We start from the raw sequence: 18,944 nt of genomic DNA on the forward strand, positions 1-18,944 counted from the left end.
CCCGAGTCGAGGTCGGCGCACGGTTCTACCGTGTCGTACGCAGAGGAAATAGCGATCGGCTACTAAGGTTCGAGGCTATGGGGTCGAATGTGAAAAGGACTGTCCAGGCATTGGCGGGCGTCGCTGTGACCTGCGCGTCCGTTGCTGCCCTGGCGCCGACGGCGACCGCCGAGGTGATCAGCATGCCCCCACACGAGAAGTCGTTCACCCCACCGGGTGACGGCGCTAAGAAGTTCACCATCGGCAGCCGGGAAGAGTACATCTATCGGATCCCGCCGCTGAACTTCATGGGCACCACCCGTGAGGCGCTGGTCAGTTCGATCGGCTACGGCCAGGTCGAGGGCGCGACGGCGGGCAAGCTCCGGATCGGGTATCACGTCGGCTGTGCGGTGACCATCGGCGCAGGGACCCTCGGCGCGACGCCCGACCTCGTCATCGGGCAGCAGCCCAGCTTCAACCCGAATCCGGTCGCCACCCTGAATCTCGCGCCGGGTGAGGTCGGCGAGGTCGCGATCGCGGAGAAGGACATGATCCCCGGCAAGCTGATTCAGCTCAGCTTCCGCGATTTCCACATCAAGGTGAACTCGTGCACCGGCCCGGTCACCCTCCGGCAGTACGCCTACGTGGATTACAAATCCCCCGAGGTCGACGATTCCGGCGCCGTTTTCGGCGAACCCACCTGGCTCTGAGGCGCCGAGTCCCGCCGCTACCTGTTGAAACACGCGTTGTTCATTAACGCTGTTCACCGCGCGCTCGATTATTCGAGTAGTCGAGTACGCGGGCTCACGTAGGGGCCCGGCGGGAGGATCTGGTTCATGAAACGCCTGGTCGTATGTTGTGACGGCACCTGGAAAGCGGAGTCGAGCACGACGGTATCCAACATCATCAAGATCGCCCAGACGATCCGGTACGACGCGCCCGGTCCGCTGGGCGAGACGATCCAGCAGTGGGTCACCTACGTGTCGGGGCCGGGCGCCCGCGGCTTCCTGTCCGATCGGCTGATGGGTGGTGCATTCGGGCTCGGCCTGGAGGCGAACCTGTCGTCCGCGTACTGGCACCTGGCGTTGAACTGGCAGCCGGGCGACGAGATCTACATCTTCGGGTTCAGTCGCGGTGCGTTCACCGCGCGCAGCCTGTCCGGCCTGATCGACCGCATCGGGATCCTGACGCCCGCGGCGATGATCAACGGCAAGTATCCGGAGGCGTTGCGGATTCATCAGCAAGTGGCGCCGAAGGACGGCACGATCCCGCAGGAGTGGGTGGACTTTCGCAGGGACAACTGCCACAAGGTCGCTCCCAAGATCAACTTCCTCGGTGTCTTCGACACCGTCGGCGCGCTCGGCGTGCCGGGACTCACCTCGCTGCGGTACAAGTTCCACGACGTCAAACTCGCACCGAGCGTGCACTGCGCCAGGCAGGCGCTGGCCATCGACGAGCGGCGGCGCAACTTCGAGCCGTGCCTCTGGGAGGTGCCGGTCGAACCGAATATTAAGTACCGCAGGGGATTCCAGCGAGTGAAGCAGGTCTGGTTCGAAGGCGTGCACAGCGATATCGGCGGCGGCTATCAGGAATGCGGGCTCTCCGACATCACGCTGCGCTGGATGGTGCGCGAGGCCGAATCCGTCGGGCTCGTCTTCGACCGGGACCGGCTGGCCGAGCTGTCGAACACCTGCCGGGCCGCCGATGCCGTGCAGCACATGCGGCCGCATCCGTCGCTGGGCCTCGGCTACCGCATCCTGAATGTCGTTCGTACCCTGCGTCATCCGCGCAGCACGCGGTTCTACCTGGACTCGTGGCGCCAGCTGGCCAACGGTCACGAGCAGGGCATCCGGCTGGCCTCGCTGGTCAACGAGGATGACGAGTACTGCCCGCCGAACCTGCGCCGCTGGCGCGCGCGGTTCGGCGGCATGTTCCCCGAGGAGCTGCTGGAGAAGGTCAGTCCGGTCTCAGCGCACCAGCAGGGCGACCGGGAGCCTGCCGAAGAGCTTCTCCAGCCGGGCCCGGCCCTGGAATGTGTGGCCGGTTAGCCGGTCCGTCCAGTTCCCCTGCGGGAGGTCGAGAGTCGTGTCACCCCAGCCGGTTTCGGCGAGATCGACGCTGTGCCTGGTAGTCGCGACGATCACCTCCGGCGCCGCGCCGACGCGGCCCCTGGCGAAGGACACCAGCCTGCTCGCCTGCTCGCCGATGGCGAACAGCGGCAGGTAGGTGCCGCCGACGAAGCAGTCGGGGCGCTCCCGGCGCAGCCACAGTGCGTACGCGACGATCCACATCTTCGCCGCGCCAGTGGTGTCCAGCGCCGGTGTGCCGGTGAGTGATTGCAGCATGCCGGTGCGGACCGCGAAGTCCACCGGGCGCCGGTTGTCCGGGTCGACGAGGGAGTCCTCCCACAGCTCGCAGCCCTGGTAGATGTCCGGGATGCCGGGGCCGCAGAGCTGAAGCAGCTTCTGCGACAACGCATCCGACCACGCGTGCGGCGCCAGCTCGTGCACCAGGTCGCCGAGTTCGGAGCCGACGGGGCCGTCGATCACCGCGTCGATCCAGGTGTGCACCGCGGTCTCGAACTCGGCATCCGGTTCCTCCCACGAGGATTTGGTGCCTGCTTCGCGAATCGACTTCTCGGCGAACTTGTGCAGCCGGTCTCGCAAACCCGGGACCGAGGCGGCGGGCCGGCCGTCGGCGGGCCACACCCCGAACATGTTCTGCAACAAGAACAGCGTGGTCGCGCCGTCCGGTCCCGGCGTCGTCTCCTCCCACGACTCGACGTTCTCCGCCCAGGTGTCGGCGGCCTGGGAGAGCACGCCGATGCGGGCCCGCACATCTTCGCCGCGCTTGGTGTCGTGCGTGGACAGCGTCGTCATGGTGGCCGGCCAGCGCTGCGCGCGTTCGCTGTTGGACAGGTGGAACTCGTTGAGCGAGTGGGCGAATCGCGCCGGATTGCCGCCGACCTCCTGCAGCGACACCAGCCGGGCGGCCTGATAGAACATGGTGTCCTCCACCGCCTTCGCGGTGACGGCGCCACAGACCTGGCTGAACCGCACCGCCGCTTCACCATCCGAGGCGAGCGCGGCGACCAGCACCGCGAGCGGCGCGGTGAGTTCGCTGTTGCGCTTCTCCACCTCGGCGATGACGGCGCCGATCATGCCGGCCAGCGGCGCGTAGTCGGCCCGGTAGACCGGCATGAAGGCGAGCACCTCGATGGTGGCGTTGGTCATCGCCATGGTGTCGAAACTCTCCGCGCCCGCGTCCCGCTTGATCGCCGCGACCAGCCGCCGAACCTCCGGCGCCAGAATGCTTTCCGCGACCGCCCGCTTGATCCGGTGCTCGGTCTCGCCGATCCAGGCACGGTCGCTGCCGTGCCCGGCCACCTTTTTGGACAGCTCGGTCAGCGCCTGCTCGCCGTCCGGGTCGATGAGCACGCCGCCGAGGTCGGCGAGCGCGTCGTAGCCGGTGGTGCCGTCGACCGGCAGGGTCGAATCCAGCGGCTCGCGGTTGGCCAGGATCTTCTCGATCAGCAGCAGCCGGTTCGGGCCGATCAGCCTGCGCACTCGCGCGAGATAGGCGGCGGGATAGGACAATCCGTCCGGGTGGTCGATCCGCACGCCGTCGATGAGGTCGTGTTCGCACCAGGCGGCCAGCTCGCGATGGGTGGCCTCGAAGACCTCCTTGTCCTCCTGGCGGACCGCGGCGAGGCTGCTGACCGCGAAGAACCGGCGGTAGGTGCACACGCCCGCCTTCCAACTCACCAGACGGTAGTGCTGCTTGTCGTGGATGCGCAGCGCGTTGTCGCCGTCGGTGCCCTGCGCGATCGGGAAGCGCAGATCATGCAGGGCCAGCATCGGTTCGGAGCCGGAGCGGTCGACGGTGAGTGCCGCCGGGTCGTTCTCGCTCTGCAACACGGGCAGGGCCAGGCGGCCGCCCGCGCCGTTGGCCGCGCTCCAGTCGATGTCGAAGTAGTGCGCGAAGGCGGATTCGCGGCCGTTGCGCAGCACGTCCCACCACCACTTGTTCTGTCGCGGGTCGGCCACCCCGACGTGGTTGGGCACCAGGTCGACGATCAAACCCATACCGCGGCTGCGCACTTCGTCGGACAGGGCCTTGAGCCCGGCGGGTCCGCCGAGCGCGGCCGAGACCGTGGTGGGGTCGGTGACGTCGTAGCCGTGCGTCGAACCATGTGCCGCGGTGAGGATCGGCGACAGGTACAGGTGCGAAATACCCAGCTGCTGGAGGTATTCCGCGATCGTCCTGGCGTCGCTGAAGGTCAGCGTGTCCGGCCGCAGCTGCAGCCGGTAGGTGCTGCGGATCGTGGTCGGCCGGGCCGGGGTGCGGCGCAGCGAGAGGGGATCGGTCACGTGCGTCTCGGTGGATTCCGGTGTGGTCATGGGTGTGCCGGTCATCCGTCGTGACGCAGGACCAGCAGACAACGGGATTCGACCGGTAGGGTCGCCGCCGCGGGGTAGTCGGCGTCGGACCGGCCGGTCGGCGTCGAGCAGTCCAGTGCGACGGCCCAGTGCGTGCCGTAGTCGGAGTTCGGGAGTGTGAAGTCCATGGCCTCGTCGTGGGCGTTGAAGCACAGCAGGAACGAGTCGTCGGTGATTCGTTCGCCGCGCGGGTCGGGTTCGTGGATGCCCTTGCCGTTGAGGAACACGGTGAGGGACTTGCCGAAGCCGCTGTCCCAGTCCGCGGTGGTCATCTCCGCGCCCTCCGGGGTGAGCCAGGCGATGTCGCGCGCGCGATCCTTCGACCGCACCGGCCTGCCGTCGAGGAAGCGGCGGCGCCGGAAGACGGGGTGCTCGGCGCGCAACGCGATCACGTTGCGGGTGAATTCGAGCAGGTCCGAATTCTGCTGCATCAGTGACCAATCCATCCAGGCCAGCGGGGAGTCCTGGCAGTAGACGTTGTTGTTGCCGTGCTGGGTGCGGCCCATCTCGTCGCCGTGCGCGAGCATCGGCACGCCCTGGCTGAGCACCAGCGTGGCCAGCAGGTTGCGACTCTGCCTGGCGCGCAACGCGAGAACGTGCGGGTCGTCGGTGTCGCCCTCGACACCGCAGTTCCACGACCGATTCCAGCTCTCCCCGTCGCGGTTGTCCTCGCCGTTGGCCTCGTTGTGTTTCTCGTTGTAGGACACCAGGTCCCGCAGGGTGAACCCGTCGTGCGCGGTGATGAAGTTGATGCTCGCGCTCGGCCTGCGGCCGGTGGCCTCGTACAGATCGGAGGAGCCGGTGAGCCGAGAAGCGAACTCGCCCAATGTGGCAGGCTCGCCACGCCAGTAGTCGCGCACGGTGTCGCGGAACTTGCCGTTCCACTCGGTCCACAGGCCGGGGAAGTTGCCGACCTGGTAGCCGCCCTCGCCGACGTCCCACGGCTCGGCGATCAGCTTCACCTGGCTGACCACCGGATCCTGTTGCACCAGATCGAAAAACGTGGACAGCCGGTCGACGTCGTGCAGTTCACGGGCGAGCGTGGCGGCCAGGTCGAAGCGGAAGCCGTCGACGTGCATGTCGAGCACCCAGTAGCGCAGCGAGTCCATGATCAGCTGCAGTGTGTGCGGGTGCCGCACGTTCAGGCTGTTGCCCGTGCCGGTGTAATCCATGTAGTGCGAAGGGTCCTCGTCGAGGACGCGGTAGTAGGCGGCGTTGTCGATGCCGCGGAAGCCGATGGTCGGCCCGAGATGGTTGCCCTCGGCGGTGTGGTTGTAGACCACGTCGAGGATCACCTCGATGTCCTCGGCGTGCAGCGCGCGCACCATTGCCTTGAATTCGGTGACCGCCGAGTCGGCGCGTTTGATGGCGGCGTACTCATTGTGTGGCGCGAGATAGCCGAAGCTGTTGTAGCCCCAGTAGTTTCGCAGGCCCTGGTCGAGCAGCACGCTGTCGTGCAGGAACTGGTGCACCGGCATCAGCTCGATCGCGGTGACGCCCAAGCCTTTCAAGTGCTCGATGATCGCCGGATGCGCGATGCCGGAGTAGGTGCCGCGCAACTCTTCCGGCACGTCGGGGTGGGTGGCGGTCATGCCCTTGACGTGCGCCTCATAGATCACCGTCTCGTGATACGGCCGATTCGGCGCACGGTCGGTGCCCCAGTCGAAGTACGGGTTGATCACCACGCCCGCCATGGTGTGGCCGAGCGAGTCGAGGCCGTGCGTGTACAGCGACGGGTCGTTGTCGAACTCGCCGTCGAACGCCTTGCCATATGGGTCGAGCAGTAGTTTGCTCGGGTCGCAACGTAATCCGTGGTCCGGATCGTAGGGGCCGTGCACCCGGAAGCCGTAGCGCTGGCCCGGTCCGACCGCGGGCAGGTAGGCATGCCAGACGTACCCGTCGACCTCGTCGAGCGGCACCCTGGATTCGGTGCCGTCCCGGTCGATCAGGCATAACTCGACGGCGTCGGCAACCTCGGAGAACACCGAGAAGTTGGTGCCCGCACCGTCGTAGGTCGCGCCCAGTGGGTATGCGGTGCCGGGCCACACACCGAGTGGTGTCGCGTCACCGGACGCGGAGTCGGGCTGAGCCATAGCAACGACATTAGCGGCAGCGCCCTATTACTCGGCGCGGGTGGTGACGACTGGCAGTCTCGGCCGGGACCTGGGCAGCCGTCCAGCCAGCGCTGAGGGTAGTTCAGCGGGACGGTCGATCGGGCTGGTCCGCCCAGTACGACGCGCTGCGTCCAGCGCGGGATCCGGCCGAATAGCAGTCCTGGTAACCCCGCAGCAATGTCGGGATGGGTGCCTATTCGGGCGAGCCCAGTGATCGTCGCCAAGTCTGACCGATCAGGTCGGCGCCCCAGCTGTGGTGCGGACTCTCCTCGGCCAGTTCGAAACCGGCGCGCTGGTAGATGTGCCGGGCCGCGGTGAGGACATCGTTGGTCCAGAGCACTATCTCGCGGTAACCGGCTGCGGTGGCGAAGCGCAGGCATTCGTCGACCAGTGCGGCGCCGACGCCGAGGCCGCGGGCGGTGGGCTCGACCAGCAGCAGGCGCAGCCGTGCGGTGGTGTCGTTCTCGGCGACGCAGAAGATGCTGCCCACCGGTTCGCCGCCGGATTCGGCGATCCAGGCGCGCTCGCGGTGCTCATCGTGTGACGCGAGGTAGTCGGCGACGATGCGCACGATCAGCTCCTCATATGTTCCGTCCCAACCGTATTCGTGGGTGTAGAGCCGGGCGTGGCGCTCGATGACCCACCCGTAGTCGCCCGCTTTCGGTGCTCTGATGACGAAAGGGGGCGCGGCCACCGCATTGGCGGGGTGGTCCAGGATCTGCTGGATGGTCTGCATCGCGGTGACCAGACGGGCCCGCACGGCGGGCGGTTTGGCGTTGAGCAGGTAGCCGATTTCGGCGCTGGAGCGGTGATCGAGGACCGCGGCTATTTCCTTGCCCCGCTTGGTGAGTCGCACTTCTTGGCGCCGGGCGTCGCTCTCGGAGCGGTTGCGCTGGACCAGGCCCGTGTTCTCGAAGCTGGCCAGGATGCGGCTCAGGTACCCGGCGTCGAGATCGAGGGTCTGGCGCAGGGTTACCACCTCGACGGTCCCGGAGTTGGCCAGTTCGAACAGGATTCGGGCCTCGGTGAGCGAATACTCGCTGTCCAGCAGGCCTTCGCGGAGCACACCGATGACCCGGGTGTAGCGGCGGTTGAATTCGCGGACTGCGGCGATATCCGTGGCGGCGACGGTGGTCACGACGGCTCCATTCGTGCGGTGATCGTTGACTCGGTCAAAGAATAGCCCGGAGTGGCCGCCGGACGACAGGAATTTATGTGGATGAGTCTCGCGCCCAGCTCCAGTGGTAACTTGAACGGCGTTCAAGCCCGCCCTTCGGGCCGTCGCTCGACCGCGAGGATTCCTGTGGCACTGACCCTTGACGAGATCGCCGCTATCGATGCCAAGCATGTCTGGCATCCCTACGGCGGATTCCCGGCGACGACCGAACCGTTGGTTGTCGCCGAAGCCTCTGGTACGCGGCTGACGCTGGCCGACGGCCGCGAGGTCATCGACGGGATGAGCTCCTGGTGGGCCGCCATCCACGGCTACCGGCACCCGGTGCTGGACGCCGCGCTGGTGGCGCAGTCGCAGCGGATGAGCCACGTCATGTTCGGCGGGCTCACCCACGAACCGGCCGCGCGGCTGGCCGAACTGCTGGTCGAGCTCACGCCGGGCGGCCTGGACAAAGTGTTCCTGTGCGACTCCGGCTCGGTGTCCGTCGAGGTCGCGGTGAAGATGTGCCTGCAGTACTGGCGGGCGCTCGGCCGACCGGGGAAGCAGCGGCTGCTCACCTGGCGCGGCGGGTATCACGGCGACACGTTCACTCCGATGAGCGTGTGCGATCCGACGGGCGGCATGCACTCGCTGTGGACCGACGTCCTGACGGATCAGTTTTTCGCGCCGATGCCGCCGGCCGACTATCAGGCCGAGTACGCGGCGGAGCTGGAGCGGATGATCAGCGCCCATGCCGACGAGCTTGCCGCGGTCATCGTGGAACCTGTTGTGCAGGGCGCGGGCGGGATGCGCTGGCATCATCCGCGCTATCTGACCGATCTGCGCAAGTTGTGTGACACGCACGGGGTGCTGCTCGTGTTCGATGAGATCGCGACCGGATTCGGCCGCACCGGAACGTTTTTCGCGGCCGATCAGGTAGGCGTCAGCCCGGATGTGATGTGCGTCGGTAAGGCGTTGACCGGGGGATACCTCACCTTGGCCGCGACGTTGTGCACCACGTCGATCGCCGAGACGATCAGTGCGGGACATGGCGGGTTGATGCACGGGCCGACCTTCATGGGTAACCCGCTGGCCTGTGCGGTCGCGGTGGCCTCGCTCGAACTGCTGACCGGTGGGGATTGGCGCGGTGACGTGGCGCGGATCGAATCCGGACTCGAAGCGGGACTCGCGCCGTTGCGGGGGCGGCCCGGTGTGGTCGAGGTGCGGGTGCTCGGCGCGATCGGGGTGATCGAACTCGACCGCCCGGTGGACATGCGCAGCGCGACCGCCGCGGCCGTCGACGCGGGAGTGTGGTTGCGGCCGTTCCGGAATCTCATCTACACCATGCCGCCGTTCATCAGCACCGACGCGGACGTCGCGGCGATCGCGATGGGGATGCGCGCTGCGGTCGAAGCCCAGTCCAGCGCGGCGAAACTCGGTTGACACTGCCTTCGGGCCTCTCGATATTGGTGGGGTGACTGCGGATACGTCAGTGCGTCCGGCCGCGAGCCGGTGGCGATTTTGGCGATCACCGCAGGGGCAGCCCGCGTGGGCGCGCCCGGCGCTGCTCGTGGTCGCCGCGGTCACCGCCGTGCTGTACGGGTGGGGCATCGGATCGGAAGCGCCGCACCTGTATTACGCGGCTGCCGTGCGCTCGATGTCGATGAGCTGGCACAACTTCTTCTTCGCCGCCTTCGATCCGGATGCGAGCATCGGCATCGACAAACTTCCCGGCGCGTTCTGGGTGCAGACGCTGTCGGTGCGGATCTTCGGGCCACACCTGTGGGCGTATCTGTTGCCACAGGTGGTCGAGGGTGTGCTGACGATTCTGGTGCTCTATCGGGCGGTGCGCAGGCTGTCGGGCCCGGTGGCGGCGATCGTGGCGGTGGTGGTCGCGGCGCTGGTGCCGGCGACGGTCGCGCTGAATCGCGGCAATGTCGCCGATACGTTGCTCGTGCTGTTGCTGGTACTGGTCGCCGATCAGGCCGCGGCCGCGATCGAGTCGGGGCGGACTCGAAACATGGTGTACGCGGGCGTGTTTGTCGGACTGGCGTTCCAAGCCAAGATGGTGCAGGCGTGGATCGTGGTGCCGGTCATCGCGATCGCGGTGCTGGTCTGTGCGCCGAGGGTGCAGCTGCGACAACGGATCACCGCCACCGTGTTGTTCGGCGTTGTCGCGCTGACGATTTCGCTGGCGTGGATGTCGGTGGTGAGTCTGGTGCCCGGCCGGGATCGGCCGTATGCCGATGGCAGCCAGGACAATTCGCTGTTCGAGCAGGTTTTCGTCTATAACGCCGCGAGTCGCGCCGATGATTCGTTCACCGTCGGCGCGGCGAACTTCTCCACCGGGAAGTCTCAGGCGGGCTATCGCGCCGAACTGGTGCTCGGGCCCGAGAGCCGGTTCGACCACGTCTTCGGTGGTGGCGGTGGGCGCGAGATCGGCTGGCTGGTGCCGTTGGCGTTGCTCGGTCTGCTCGTGCTCTCCGTGCTCGCGTTACGGCGGCCTCGGGTCGATCCCGGCACCGGTGCGGTGTTCTTGTGGGGTGGGTGGCTGGTCATTCATCTGGCCGCGTTCCTGATCGTCGGCACGGTCAATCCGTACTATCTCGCGGTGTTGACGCCGTCGATCGCGGCGCTGATCGGGATGGGGGTGGTCGCGTTCGTGCGATCGGTGCACGTCCCCGGTGTGCGCGTGGTGGGCATCGGTGCTGCCGTGGTGACTGTCGCCTATGGCGGGTGGTTGCTGGGCGCGGCGTCGAGCGAGCTGCGCTGGGCGACCGTGGGTGTGGCGCTGATCTGTTGTGTGGCAGCGGTATTCGTGCGCGGGGCGCGAGTGTTGCCGGTGTTGCTCGTCGCGGTTCTCGCCGCGCCTGCCGTCGCGTCGGCGTCGGTGGTCGCCGACGACTACGGGCCGCTGGACACGCCGTTCGAATCGGCGCAGGCCCGCCAGGTCACCCAGGGGTTCCTGGCCGGGTCCGTGGATCAGGCTGCGGGGCTGATGGACAAGTTGCGGAAATCGCCTGGGGGCGAGCGTTATCCGCTGATGACGTACACCTCGGTGCTCGCGTCGCCGTTCATCCTGGCCACCGGCACGGAGATCCCGTCGATCGGCGGATTCACCGGTCGATCGCCGGTCCCGACCACCGCCGAGGTCGCCCGCATGATCGAGGGCAACCAAGTCGGCTTGGTACTGATCTCGCCCGCTGATGACGATCGAATCACCTGGATAACGCAGCATTGCAAGAAACTGCCGGATACCGGTAACGGGCCCGGCTTGCTGGCTTACTACTGCGGGCGCAGATAGCTCGCTGTCCGGCTCAGGCGATCCAGGGCGGCACGACCATGGTGTCGCTGCCCGGCACACCTGCCTTGGCGCTCGCCTGCGCGGTGACGATGGCAGTGAAGCCTTCGTCGGTGCTCACCTGACGAAGCACGTCGGCGGGCAGGATCACCGTATCGCCCTCGGCGGCAGTGAGTTTCACGCCATCCAGGTCTATGGTCGCGCGGCCTGCGACGAGGGTCCAGATCTGCTCGGTGTCGATGAAGTGGACCGGACCCGACTTGTCGGCGGGCACCTCGACCCGCCAGAGCGCGAGTGAGCTGCCGCCCTGGGTGGGCGAGGCGAGGGTGGTCATCACGCCGGCGGGGGTTTCGGTGCGACGGGTTTCGGTGTGTTGGATGACGGTCATGCTCGGTGACTCCCGTAAGATAGACAATGAAGTTGTCCATATAGTCAACGAGGTTGTCTAATATGTCAAGTGACTCCGGCGGCTACGAGCTGCCCTTGCGGATGCTGCTCGGGTTTCGTGCCGTCGTTGACGAGGTGCATGTCGAGCTGGCCGAGCATGGGCATGCCGAGTTGCGGCCGATGCACGGGTTCGTGTTTCAGGCCGTGGGCCGGGTCGGCGGGAGGTATGGGTGTACCGCCGCCGACCTCGGCCGTGCCCTCGGGATCTCGAAACAGGCCGCAGGCAAGCACATCGAGGCGCTCGAGCGCCTGGGGTATCTGCGGCGAGGTCATGATCCGACCGATGCGCGGCGCAAGGTCTATACGTTGACCGACCGTGCTGTCGATGTGCTGAACCGGTCCGCGCGGATCTTCGACCGGATTCATGATCGGTGGGCGGGTCAGCTGGGGGCGGGCCGGCTGGCTCAACTCGAACAGGATCTGCGTACCGTGACGCCGGGGGAGGTGTTCCGATTCGATACGCCGAACTGGTTCATGGGCTGAGGTGATGACTCGGGACTATGCACCTTGAACGGCGTTCAAGTATGCTCCGGAGCTGTGACTACCGATCCGTTGAGTTGGTTGGACGAGCGCGCGTCCGCGCGAGTGGCCGCGGGGCTGCGTCGTGAGCTACGTCCCCGTGCGGCGCGGTCGCCGTCGATCGACCTCGCCTCCAACGACTATCTCGGGCTGGTTCGTCATCCCGAGGTGATCGACGGGGCGATAGCGGCGGTGCGCCGGTGGGGCGCCGGGTCGACCGGGTCCCGGCTCGTCACTGGCTCAACTACCGATCATGAGCGGCTGGAGACCGAGCTCGCCGAATTCGTCGGTGCCGAAGCAGGTCTCGTGTTCGCCTCCGGTTATGCCGCCAACCTCGGCGTGGTCACAGCGCTGGCCGGGCGTGGGGCGCTGATCGTTTCGGACGCGGGCAGTCACGCGTCGCTCGTCGACGCGTGCAGGCTGTCGCGGGCCCGGATCGAGGTCGCCGCGCACGGCGATGTCGACGCGGTCGACCGCCTGCTTGCCGCGCGGACCGAAGAACGGGCGCTGGTGCTCACCGATTCGGTATTCAGTGCCGACGGTGATCTTGCGCCGCTTGTCGAACTGCACCGGGTCGCCCGGGCGCGCGGCGCGGTGTTGATCGTGGACGAGGCGCACGGACTCGGGGTGCGTGGCGAGGGTGGCCGCGGGCTGGTGCACGAGCTCGGCCTGGCCGGTGCGCCGGACCTGGTGATCACCGCGACGTTATCGAAATCCCTTGCCGCGCAAGGCGGTGTGGTGCTGGCCAGCGAGCGGGTGCGCGCGCATCTGATCGATGCCGCACGGACCTTCATCTTCGACACCGGTCTCGCACCCGCCGCCGTCGGTGCGGCACGCGCGGCACTGCGGGTGCTGCGTCGCGAACCCGAACTGGCGGCGCGAGTACTGGAGCGTGCCGCCGACATCGCACGGATTGCCGAGGTGCCCGTACCGGATTCGGCGGTGGTATCGGTCGTGCTCGGCAAGGCGCAGGTCGCCTTCGACGCCGCGCAGGCGTGCCGGGCGCAGGGCCTCGACGTCGGCTGCTTCCGCCCACCCTCGGTCCCGGAGGGCACGTCACGACTGCGACTGACCGCCCGCGCCAACCTCACCCCGACCGAACTCGACACCATCGCAACGGTTCTCGGCGAAGTTCTGGTCCAGGCCCGTGGGCTGGATGTGGTGCGCGCGTGAGGATCGAAGACCGTGCGATCGCTCGCGCAGGTCGGTCACGGAAGGTGGCGGGCGTTGTCGCGCTGATCGGTTCCGTGAGCCTGTCCCTGATCGCCGCAACATGTGTGCTGGCGGTGGCCGTATGAGCGTGCTGTTGATCACCGGAACTTCCACGGACGTCGGCAAGACCGTGGTTACCGCGGCCGTCGCCGCGATGGTGTTGGCCGAAGGTAAGTCCGTGGCGGTGTGCAAGCCGGGTCAAACCGGTGTTGCCCCAGGCGAACCCGGCGATCTCGCCGAGATCGAGCGCCTCAGCGGTGCCACTCGAACCCTCGAACTCGCGCGCTACCCGGACCCGCTGGCACCCGACACCGCCGCGCGCCGCGCAGGATTGCCCGAGCTGACGTTGGCCGAAACCGTTGCCGGGATAGACACGCTCAGCGACGCCGATCTCACCCTGGTGGAGGGCGCGGGTGGCCTGCTGGTCCGGCTCGGCGATTTCACCCTCCTCGACCTCGCCCAAAAACTCGACGCCCCCGTACTTTTGGTAACCGCCGCCGGCCTCGGCACCCTAAACCACACCGAACTCACCACCCGCGCACTGCAATCAGCCGGCGTGCGCTGCGCAGGTCTGGTAATCGGCTCATGGCCCACCACCCCCGACCTCGCCGCCGACTACAACCGCATCGACCTACCCCGCGTCACCGGCATCCCCCTCGTCGGCACCATCCCCGCAGCCACCGGCTCATGGACCCGCGACCACTTCACCGCCGCCGCCCCCACCTGGTTCACCCCCACCTGGTCCCCCTTCGCCTGACCCACACCGCATCCCGCGCGCGGTTTCGCGCGCCGCGCACGAATCTGCCAGCAAATCCGTGCGCGTCGAGAGATTTGCCGCGCGGCGTGGGTGCCTAGTTGCGCGGACTGTCCGGGGTTTGCGTCGCGCATCGTTTCGTAGGCCGCGTACGAAGTTGCTGGCGAATCGGTGCGTGGCGGGCGAATCGGTGCGCAGCGTCGAGCGGCGGCAGCAGCGGGCGTTGCGGTCTGCGGATCGGCCGAGCTGTGCGTACGGGTGCCGATTTGCCACTGAGCCGCGTGTTGTTTCGCCTCCCGCGCGTGAGTTTGTTGGCAAATTTGTGCGCGGGAGGCGAGCTGGTGCGCGGCGGGCGCGGTTTCAGCGGATGGTGTCGTCGGCGGGGGGCTGGATGGGGGAGGTGGGGAGCAGGTTCCAGCGTTCGAGTTGTTTGCGGATTTGTTCGGCGGCGTCGATGTTGAGGGGGCCGCTGGTCCACATGGCGTAGGGGAGGTTGAGGAAGCGGCCCTCGGTGACGGCGCGGAGCTGGTTGATGCCGGGCTTGGCGCGCAGTGCGTCGACCTTCTGGGCGAAGGTTTGCGGTGGGTAGTCGACGAACATGATGGCGTCGGGGTCGGCGGCGGCCAGGCGCTCCCAGGACACCCTGGTCCAGGTGTCCGGCACGTCGCTGAGCACGTTGCGGCCGCCCGCGGCGTCCAGGATCGCTTGCGGCGCACCGAAACTGCCGCTGGACATCAGGGAGTCGGTGGCGCTGTCGAACAGGAAAATGGTCGGCTTGCGCTCGGCCTGCGGTGCGCTGGTCAGTGCGGCGAGCCGCTGGTCCAGATCGGCGGTGACCGCGGCGGCGCGGTCGGTGCGTCCGGTGATGGCGCCGAGGTTGGTGAGGTCGTCGCGCAGCGCGGTCCACGGTTCGACGATGCCGCGCGGGCGCTCACCATTGTGCTGGCGGCAACTCTCGGTGAGCGTGTAGGCCGCAATTCCGGCCTTGCTCAACGAATCCGGCGTCAGGTTCTTGGACTCGTCGTACCCGTAGCTCCACCCGGCGACCATCACGTCCGGCCCCTGTGCCAACACGGTCTCTCGCGAAGGATATTCCGGCGCAACAGACTTCAACTGATCGACAACCGGCCCGTAGTGCCTGCGCAACGTGTCCGCGTCCCGCTGCACGCTCGACACGGCGGCCACCTGATCCTGTGCCCCGAGCGCCAGCGCCATCGAGATCAGGTTGCCGTCATTGACGAACAACCGCTTCGCCGGAGCCGGAAACCGCACGTCCACATCGCAATTGCGGATCGTGAGATCCCCGGCGGTCGTCTGCTGCGCGCTACACCCGGCCACCGCCGCGGCCAGCACGACCGCGACCAACACTCGGAAAGTGTGCTTCATCCATTCGCCTCTCTGGGTAAATCAACAGGTCAGTGGTCCGCGACCAGAGGTCATCGGGGAGTGATCAAGAGGTGTGGGTCGCCGGTTTCGGGGTGTGCGATGCGGAGGGCGCGGACGCCGAAGACCTCGTCGACCACCTCGGGAGCAAGGGCGGTGGCGGGTGGGGCGAGCGGGTGAGCGGCGCCGTTGTGTAGCACCAGGATTCGGTCGCAGTAGCGGTCGGCCAGGGCCAGGTCGTGCAGCGCCATGACGACGGTGCGGTTCAGGGTGCGGGCTAGTGCGAGGAGTTCGAGGCGGTGGGTGATGTCCAGGTGATTGGTCGGCTCGTCGAGCAGCAGCACCGGGGTGTTCTGTACGAGGGCGCGGGCAAGCAGCACGCGTTGGCGTTCGCCGCCGGAGAGGCGATGGACCGGGCGGTCGGCGAATCCGGCGAGGTCCACCGTGGTCAACGCGTCCTGAACGGCGTGCTGTTCGCGCGGCGAACCGGCACCCCACGGCGGCAGGTACGGCGTGAGCCCCAGTGCCACCACCTCGCCCGCACGCAGGTCGTCGGGCGGACGCTCGTCCTGCGCCACCATGGCCACCGTGCGTGCCCGCCGTCGCGACGACAGTTCGTGCAGCACTTGGCCGTCCACCATCGCCTGCCCACGCACCGGCCGCCGCACCCCGGCCAGCGTCTGCAGCAGCGTCGACTTACCCGTGCCGTTCGGCCCGACGATCCCGACCGTCTCCCCGGCCTGGATCGCGAAGGTCACGTCGGCGACCACGGTCTTCCGCCCGGCGGCACACGCGAGCCCCTTTACCGCCAATGCCCCAGCCTTGCTCCGGGTTTCGACCGCCGTGTCCGCCTCGCGTCCGTGTTCGTTCGGTCTGGCCGCCCAGTTCGCCTCGCGCTCATTCGGCCCGGCCGCATTGTCCCCGCGTGTTGCGCCTCGCATGTGCGCGGAGCGGCCGTCATCGGACGCAGTCCGGACCGCAGCGTCACTCTGGGCTCGGGTCACGCTGACACTATTCGACGACTCGTCCCCGTGGCGCCCACCGTCATTCGGCTCGGTTGTGTCCGGCTGACCCGCTGCGTCAGCATCGCGATCGTGTTCGGGGCTGTTCGCGGACACGTTGACCGACCGACGGCGGTTGCGCCCGTTCATGATTCACCGAACCGATAGCGCCGCCGTCCCATCAGGATCAGGAACGCGGGGGCGCCGATCAGGCCGGTCAGCACGCCGACGGGGATTTCGGTGGGGCGGACCAGGATTCGGGTGGCGGCGTCGGCGACGACGAGGAACAGCGCACCGCAGAGGGCACAGGCGGGCAGCAGGCTGCGGTGGCGCGGGCCGACCAGCAGGCGGGCGGCGTGCGGGACGACCAGGCCGACGAAGCCGATCCCGCCCGACACGGCGACGAGCACCCCGACTAACACCGCGAGCAACAGGAACAGGGCGATGCGCAGTTCCTTGACGGGAACGCCGAGGGAAGCGGCGGTATCGGCGCCGACGGTCAGCGCATCCAGCCAGCCGCTCGCGAGGAGCAACGCGAGACCGGCGAGCACAACCACGCTCAGCGGCAACGCGATTCGCGTCCAGTCGGCCCCCGCGAGACTGCCGAGCAGCCAGAACAGCACCGATTGGGCCGCACCGGGATCCGGGCGGCGAAAGATGAGATAACTGCTCAACGCGGCGAACGCGGAACCGAGCACAGTGCCCGTGAGCACCAACCGCAACGGCGTCAGCCCGCCCTGCGCGACGGCGATCAGGAACACCAGCCCCGCCGCGACGAACGCCCCGACCAACGCCCCGCCGGACAACGCCCACACCCCGGCACCGGCGAACAGCCCGGAGGTGATCACCGCCGCCGCACCGACACCCGCGCCTGAGGACACCCCGAGCAGATACGGATCGGCGAGCGGATTACGCACCAATGTCTGCATGGCCGCTCCGGCCAACGCCAGCCCCGCGCCGACGATCGCAGCGAGCACGGTACGCGGCACCCGCAACTGCCAGACGATGGTGTCCAGGCCGAAGTCGGACGGCCTCTGCCCGGTGACGCGGTGCCGCAGGACTTCCAACACCGACGAGACCGGCAGCGTTTCCGCGCCGAATCCGGTCGCGAGAATCATCGCGCAGATCAGCAGCGCGCCAAGGATAGGGAAGATGAGCGTCGCGCGGACACGGCTCATGCCGGCGCTCGGCTCCAGCATGCGCCGAGGCGTGCTGGCACATGATTCGCTCGCTACGCGCGCGCGGCGGTAGTGCTCCACAGGCAAGTCGCGGCCTCTCCAGAGTTGTCCGGCAGGGGAGGTCTGACTTTCGCCGTGGTGGCGATCACAGTGGCGCGACCGTTCCGGGATTGCACCGGATTCTCGCACCTGCCAGGGATGACGGCAGAACTCTACCGGTCGGTCGGGTTAACACCCGCCGCCGGGTGGCGAGTGGAATGGCAGCCGCCCACACCCTTACGTACGGTGGGATAGATGTCGCCGTTCGATGACCGGCACCCGTCCACTGTTTCGGACTGGGACGACGCGCGACGCAAAGCCCGGCTACGGGACACCAGCCTGTGGCACGAGTGGAAGACGTTGCGCCGGACCAGGTCGGCAGTCCTGCGAGTGCTCGTACTGCTCGCCGCCCTACTGGTCGTCTTCGCCCAGTACCTGACCTTCGATGTCGAACCCGAACAAGCCCGGCTCGCCCGCACCGAGCCCGCGATCCTGCCCGTCGCCTCGCCGGCCGATGCCAAGAACTGGGACACCGTCGTGGTGGACATGGTCGGCCTCGGCGGCCTGGACGCCAGCGCGACCGCCGCCGCGCTGCCTTCATTGCGCGGCATGGGCGTGGTGTGGGCCATCCGCTACGACAACGAAGGTATTGATACCAAGGTGATCGCCGACCTGATCGTGCGCGCCGCCGAGTTGTCCGGGCTGAAGAACATCGTGCTGGTCGGGCACTCGATGGGCGGCGTGATCGCGCTGGAGGTCGCCAAACACGTCCATCTCGACAGTGACCGCCGCCTGGTCGGCGTGATCCTGGACTGCACCCCGGTGGACCTGAACGCGGTCCGCCCGGAGAGCCGCGGCGCGGGCGAGGACATGGTGCGCTGGATGCGCTGGCTGCCCGGTGCGCGCGAGAGCAGGCTGTTGCGGCTCGCGGTGGAAACCTACGCGCGCCGAGACCGTTTCGTGTACGACGGCGGCGGTGGCGTGCCGCCTGGGATCCGTTTCGCCAAGCTCGGCGAGGTGGTGCACGAGGTGTTGCGGGAGAAGATCTTCTCGCGCAACGCGGCGAGCAACGGTCTGATCGAGGCACAGTTCACCGCGATCGTGGCCGGCGGCGCGACGAGCGACCTGCGGGCGCTGGCCGAGCCCGTGGGCGGAAAGCCGCGTCCCGCTATCGTTTTCATTCGCCCGCGCGACGCGGACGCGGACCGGGTCGTCGATGTCGAGTACTCGCATCGGGTACTGATCGAACAGTCCGGTGGCGTGGCCGGCACGCTGTCGGTGGTGCTCGCGCGAAACACCGGGCACGCCAACCCGATGCAGCGGCCGACCGAATACAACACGTTCATCGATCAGCAGATCGTGCCGTTCGTCCAGCGCTTCCAGGTGCAGGTCCGGGACGCTCCGCTCGCGGCGGCGCCGCGATAG

15 protein-coding genes and 1 riboswitch are annotated in these 18,944 nt (G+C 67.8%); of the genes, 8 read left to right on the forward strand and 7 right to left on the reverse strand.

What is annotated here, in order from left to right:
• Window positions 1–77: 77 nt before the first annotated feature.
• On the forward strand, window positions 78–689 hold the full coding sequence (locus tag ABZ942_RS39015) for an MspA family porin (RefSeq protein ID WP_357391280.1): 612 nt from the start codon (window positions 78–80) through the stop codon (window positions 687–689).
• A gap of 126 nt (window positions 690–815) precedes the next feature.
• Window positions 816–2,027, forward strand: coding sequence for a DUF2235 domain-containing protein (locus ABZ942_RS39020; RefSeq protein ID WP_357391281.1), 1,212 nt, complete (start codon window positions 816–818; stop codon window positions 2,025–2,027).
• On the opposite strand, the gene treY is transcribed toward ABZ942_RS39020, so the two are convergent.
• The 3 genes from treY to ABZ942_RS39035 form a co-directional block, all read right to left on the reverse strand.
• Window positions 1,947–4,379: a malto-oligosyltrehalose synthase gene (gene treY / locus ABZ942_RS39025; RefSeq protein ID WP_357391282.1), complete on the reverse strand. Its 2,433-nt coding sequence runs from the start codon at window positions 4,377–4,379 to the stop codon at window positions 1,947–1,949. The genes ABZ942_RS39020 and treY overlap by 81 nt on opposite strands.
• Window positions 4,380–4,390: 11 nt before the next feature.
• Entirely contained in the window at window positions 4,391–6,511 is a 2,121-nt protein-coding gene (gene glgX, locus ABZ942_RS39030) for a glycogen debranching protein GlgX (protein WP_357391283.1), read from the reverse strand.
• Window positions 6,512–6,725: 214 nt separating this feature from the next.
• Window positions 6,726–7,670: a helix-turn-helix domain-containing GNAT family N-acetyltransferase gene (locus ABZ942_RS39035; protein ID WP_357391284.1), complete on the reverse strand. Its 945-nt coding sequence runs from the start codon at window positions 7,668–7,670 to the stop codon at window positions 6,726–6,728.
• A gap of 165 nt (window positions 7,671–7,835) precedes the next feature.
• Here ABZ942_RS39035 and ABZ942_RS39040 point away from each other — a divergent pair, with 165 nt between their 5' ends.
• Both ABZ942_RS39040 and ABZ942_RS39045 read left to right on the forward strand, forming a co-directional pair.
• Window positions 7,836–9,128 (forward strand): adenosylmethionine--8-amino-7-oxononanoate transaminase, encoded by a 1,293-nt coding sequence (locus ABZ942_RS39040; protein ID WP_357391285.1) that lies wholly within the window; start codon window positions 7,836–7,838, stop codon window positions 9,126–9,128.
• Between the two features lie 31 nt (window positions 9,129–9,159).
• Window positions 9,160–10,989: a glycosyltransferase family 39 protein gene (locus ABZ942_RS39045; protein WP_357391286.1), complete on the forward strand. Its 1,830-nt coding sequence runs from the start codon at window positions 9,160–9,162 to the stop codon at window positions 10,987–10,989.
• A gap of 13 nt (window positions 10,990–11,002) precedes the next feature.
• Here ABZ942_RS39045 and ABZ942_RS39050 read toward each other — a convergent pair whose 3' ends face one another.
• On the reverse strand, window positions 11,003–11,374 hold the full coding sequence (locus ABZ942_RS39050) for a cupin (protein ID WP_357391287.1): 372 nt from the start codon (window positions 11,372–11,374) through the stop codon (window positions 11,003–11,005).
• Window positions 11,375–11,436: 62 nt separating this feature from the next.
• On the opposite strand from ABZ942_RS39050, the gene ABZ942_RS39055 reads away from it, so the two are divergent.
• The 3 genes from ABZ942_RS39055 (at window position 11,437) to bioD (ending at window position 13,921) form a co-directional block, all read left to right on the forward strand.
• Complete coding sequence (locus ABZ942_RS39055) at window positions 11,437–11,916, forward strand: MarR family winged helix-turn-helix transcriptional regulator (RefSeq protein WP_357391288.1); 480 nt, start codon at window positions 11,437–11,439, stop codon at window positions 11,914–11,916.
• A gap of 54 nt (window positions 11,917–11,970) precedes the next feature.
• Window positions 11,971–13,125, forward strand: coding sequence for an 8-amino-7-oxononanoate synthase (locus ABZ942_RS39060; protein WP_357391289.1), 1,155 nt, complete (start codon window positions 11,971–11,973; stop codon window positions 13,123–13,125).
• Window positions 13,126–13,246: 121 nt separating this feature from the next.
• On the forward strand, window positions 13,247–13,921 hold the full coding sequence (bioD, locus tag ABZ942_RS39065; protein WP_357391290.1) for a dethiobiotin synthase: 675 nt from the start codon (window positions 13,247–13,249) through the stop codon (window positions 13,919–13,921).
• 357 nt (window positions 13,922–14,278) lie between these two features.
• On the opposite strand, the gene ABZ942_RS39070 is transcribed toward bioD, so the two are convergent.
• The 3 genes from ABZ942_RS39070 to ABZ942_RS39080 all read right to left on the reverse strand — a co-directional run bounded on the left by ABZ942_RS39070 (window position 14,279) and on the right by ABZ942_RS39080 (window position 17,480).
• The gene (locus ABZ942_RS39070) at window positions 14,279–15,304 is read right to left on the reverse strand and encodes an ABC transporter substrate-binding protein (protein ID WP_357391291.1); all 1,026 of its coding nucleotides are present in this window, start codon (window positions 15,302–15,304) and stop codon (window positions 14,279–14,281) included.
• 50 nt (window positions 15,305–15,354) lie between these two features.
• Window positions 15,355–16,305 carry an ABC transporter ATP-binding protein gene (locus tag ABZ942_RS39075; protein ID WP_357391292.1) on the reverse strand — a complete coding sequence of 317 codons (951 nt, stop codon included), beginning with the start codon at window positions 16,303–16,305 and terminating at the stop codon, window positions 15,355–15,357.
• A gap of 143 nt (window positions 16,306–16,448) precedes the next feature.
• Window positions 16,449–17,480 (reverse strand): iron ABC transporter permease, encoded by a 1,032-nt coding sequence (locus ABZ942_RS39080; RefSeq protein ID WP_357391510.1) that lies wholly within the window; start codon window positions 17,478–17,480, stop codon window positions 16,449–16,451.
• Window positions 17,481–17,602: 122 nt separating this feature from the next.
• Window positions 17,603–17,660: riboswitch (cobalamin riboswitch) on the reverse strand.
• A 114-nt stretch (window positions 17,661–17,774) separates the two neighbouring features.
• Between ABZ942_RS39080 and ABZ942_RS39085 the strand changes: the two genes are divergently transcribed.
• Window positions 17,775–18,944, forward strand: a complete 1,170-nt coding sequence (locus ABZ942_RS39085) for an alpha/beta hydrolase (protein ID WP_357391293.1) — start codon at window positions 17,775–17,777, stop codon at window positions 18,942–18,944.

It is taken from the genome of Nocardia sp. NPDC046473 (genome assembly GCF_040645995.1).
Lineage (GTDB): Bacteria > Actinomycetota > Actinomycetes > Mycobacteriales > Mycobacteriaceae > Nocardia.

Coding starts and splice junctions, on each gene's coding strand:
- ABZ942_RS39015 (WP_357391280.1), top strand. CDS start 78: ATGGGGTCGAATGTGAAAAGGACTGTCCAGGCATTGGCGGGCGTCGCT.
- ABZ942_RS39020 (WP_357391281.1), top strand. CDS start 816: ATGAAACGCCTGGTCGTATGTTGTGACGGCACCTGGAAAGCGGAGTCG.
- treY (WP_357391282.1), bottom strand. CDS start 4,379: ATGACCACACCGGAATCCACCGAGACGCACGTGACCGATCCCCTCTCG.
- glgX (WP_357391283.1), bottom strand. CDS start 6,511: ATGGCTCAGCCCGACTCCGCGTCCGGTGACGCGACACCACTCGGTGTG.
- ABZ942_RS39050 (WP_357391287.1), bottom strand. CDS start 11,374: ATGACCGTCATCCAACACACCGAAACCCGTCGCACCGAAACCCCCGCC.
- ABZ942_RS39055 (WP_357391288.1), top strand. CDS start 11,437: ATGTCAAGTGACTCCGGCGGCTACGAGCTGCCCTTGCGGATGCTGCTC.
- bioD (WP_357391290.1), top strand. CDS start 13,247: ATGAGCGTGCTGTTGATCACCGGAACTTCCACGGACGTCGGCAAGACC.
- ABZ942_RS39070 (WP_357391291.1), bottom strand. CDS start 15,304: ATGAAGCACACTTTCCGAGTGTTGGTCGCGGTCGTGCTGGCCGCGGCG.
- ABZ942_RS39080 (WP_357391510.1), bottom strand. CDS start 17,480: ATGAGCCGTGTCCGCGCGACGCTCATCTTCCCTATCCTTGGCGCGCTG.
- ABZ942_RS39085 (WP_357391293.1), top strand. CDS start 17,775: ATGTCGCCGTTCGATGACCGGCACCCGTCCACTGTTTCGGACTGGGAC.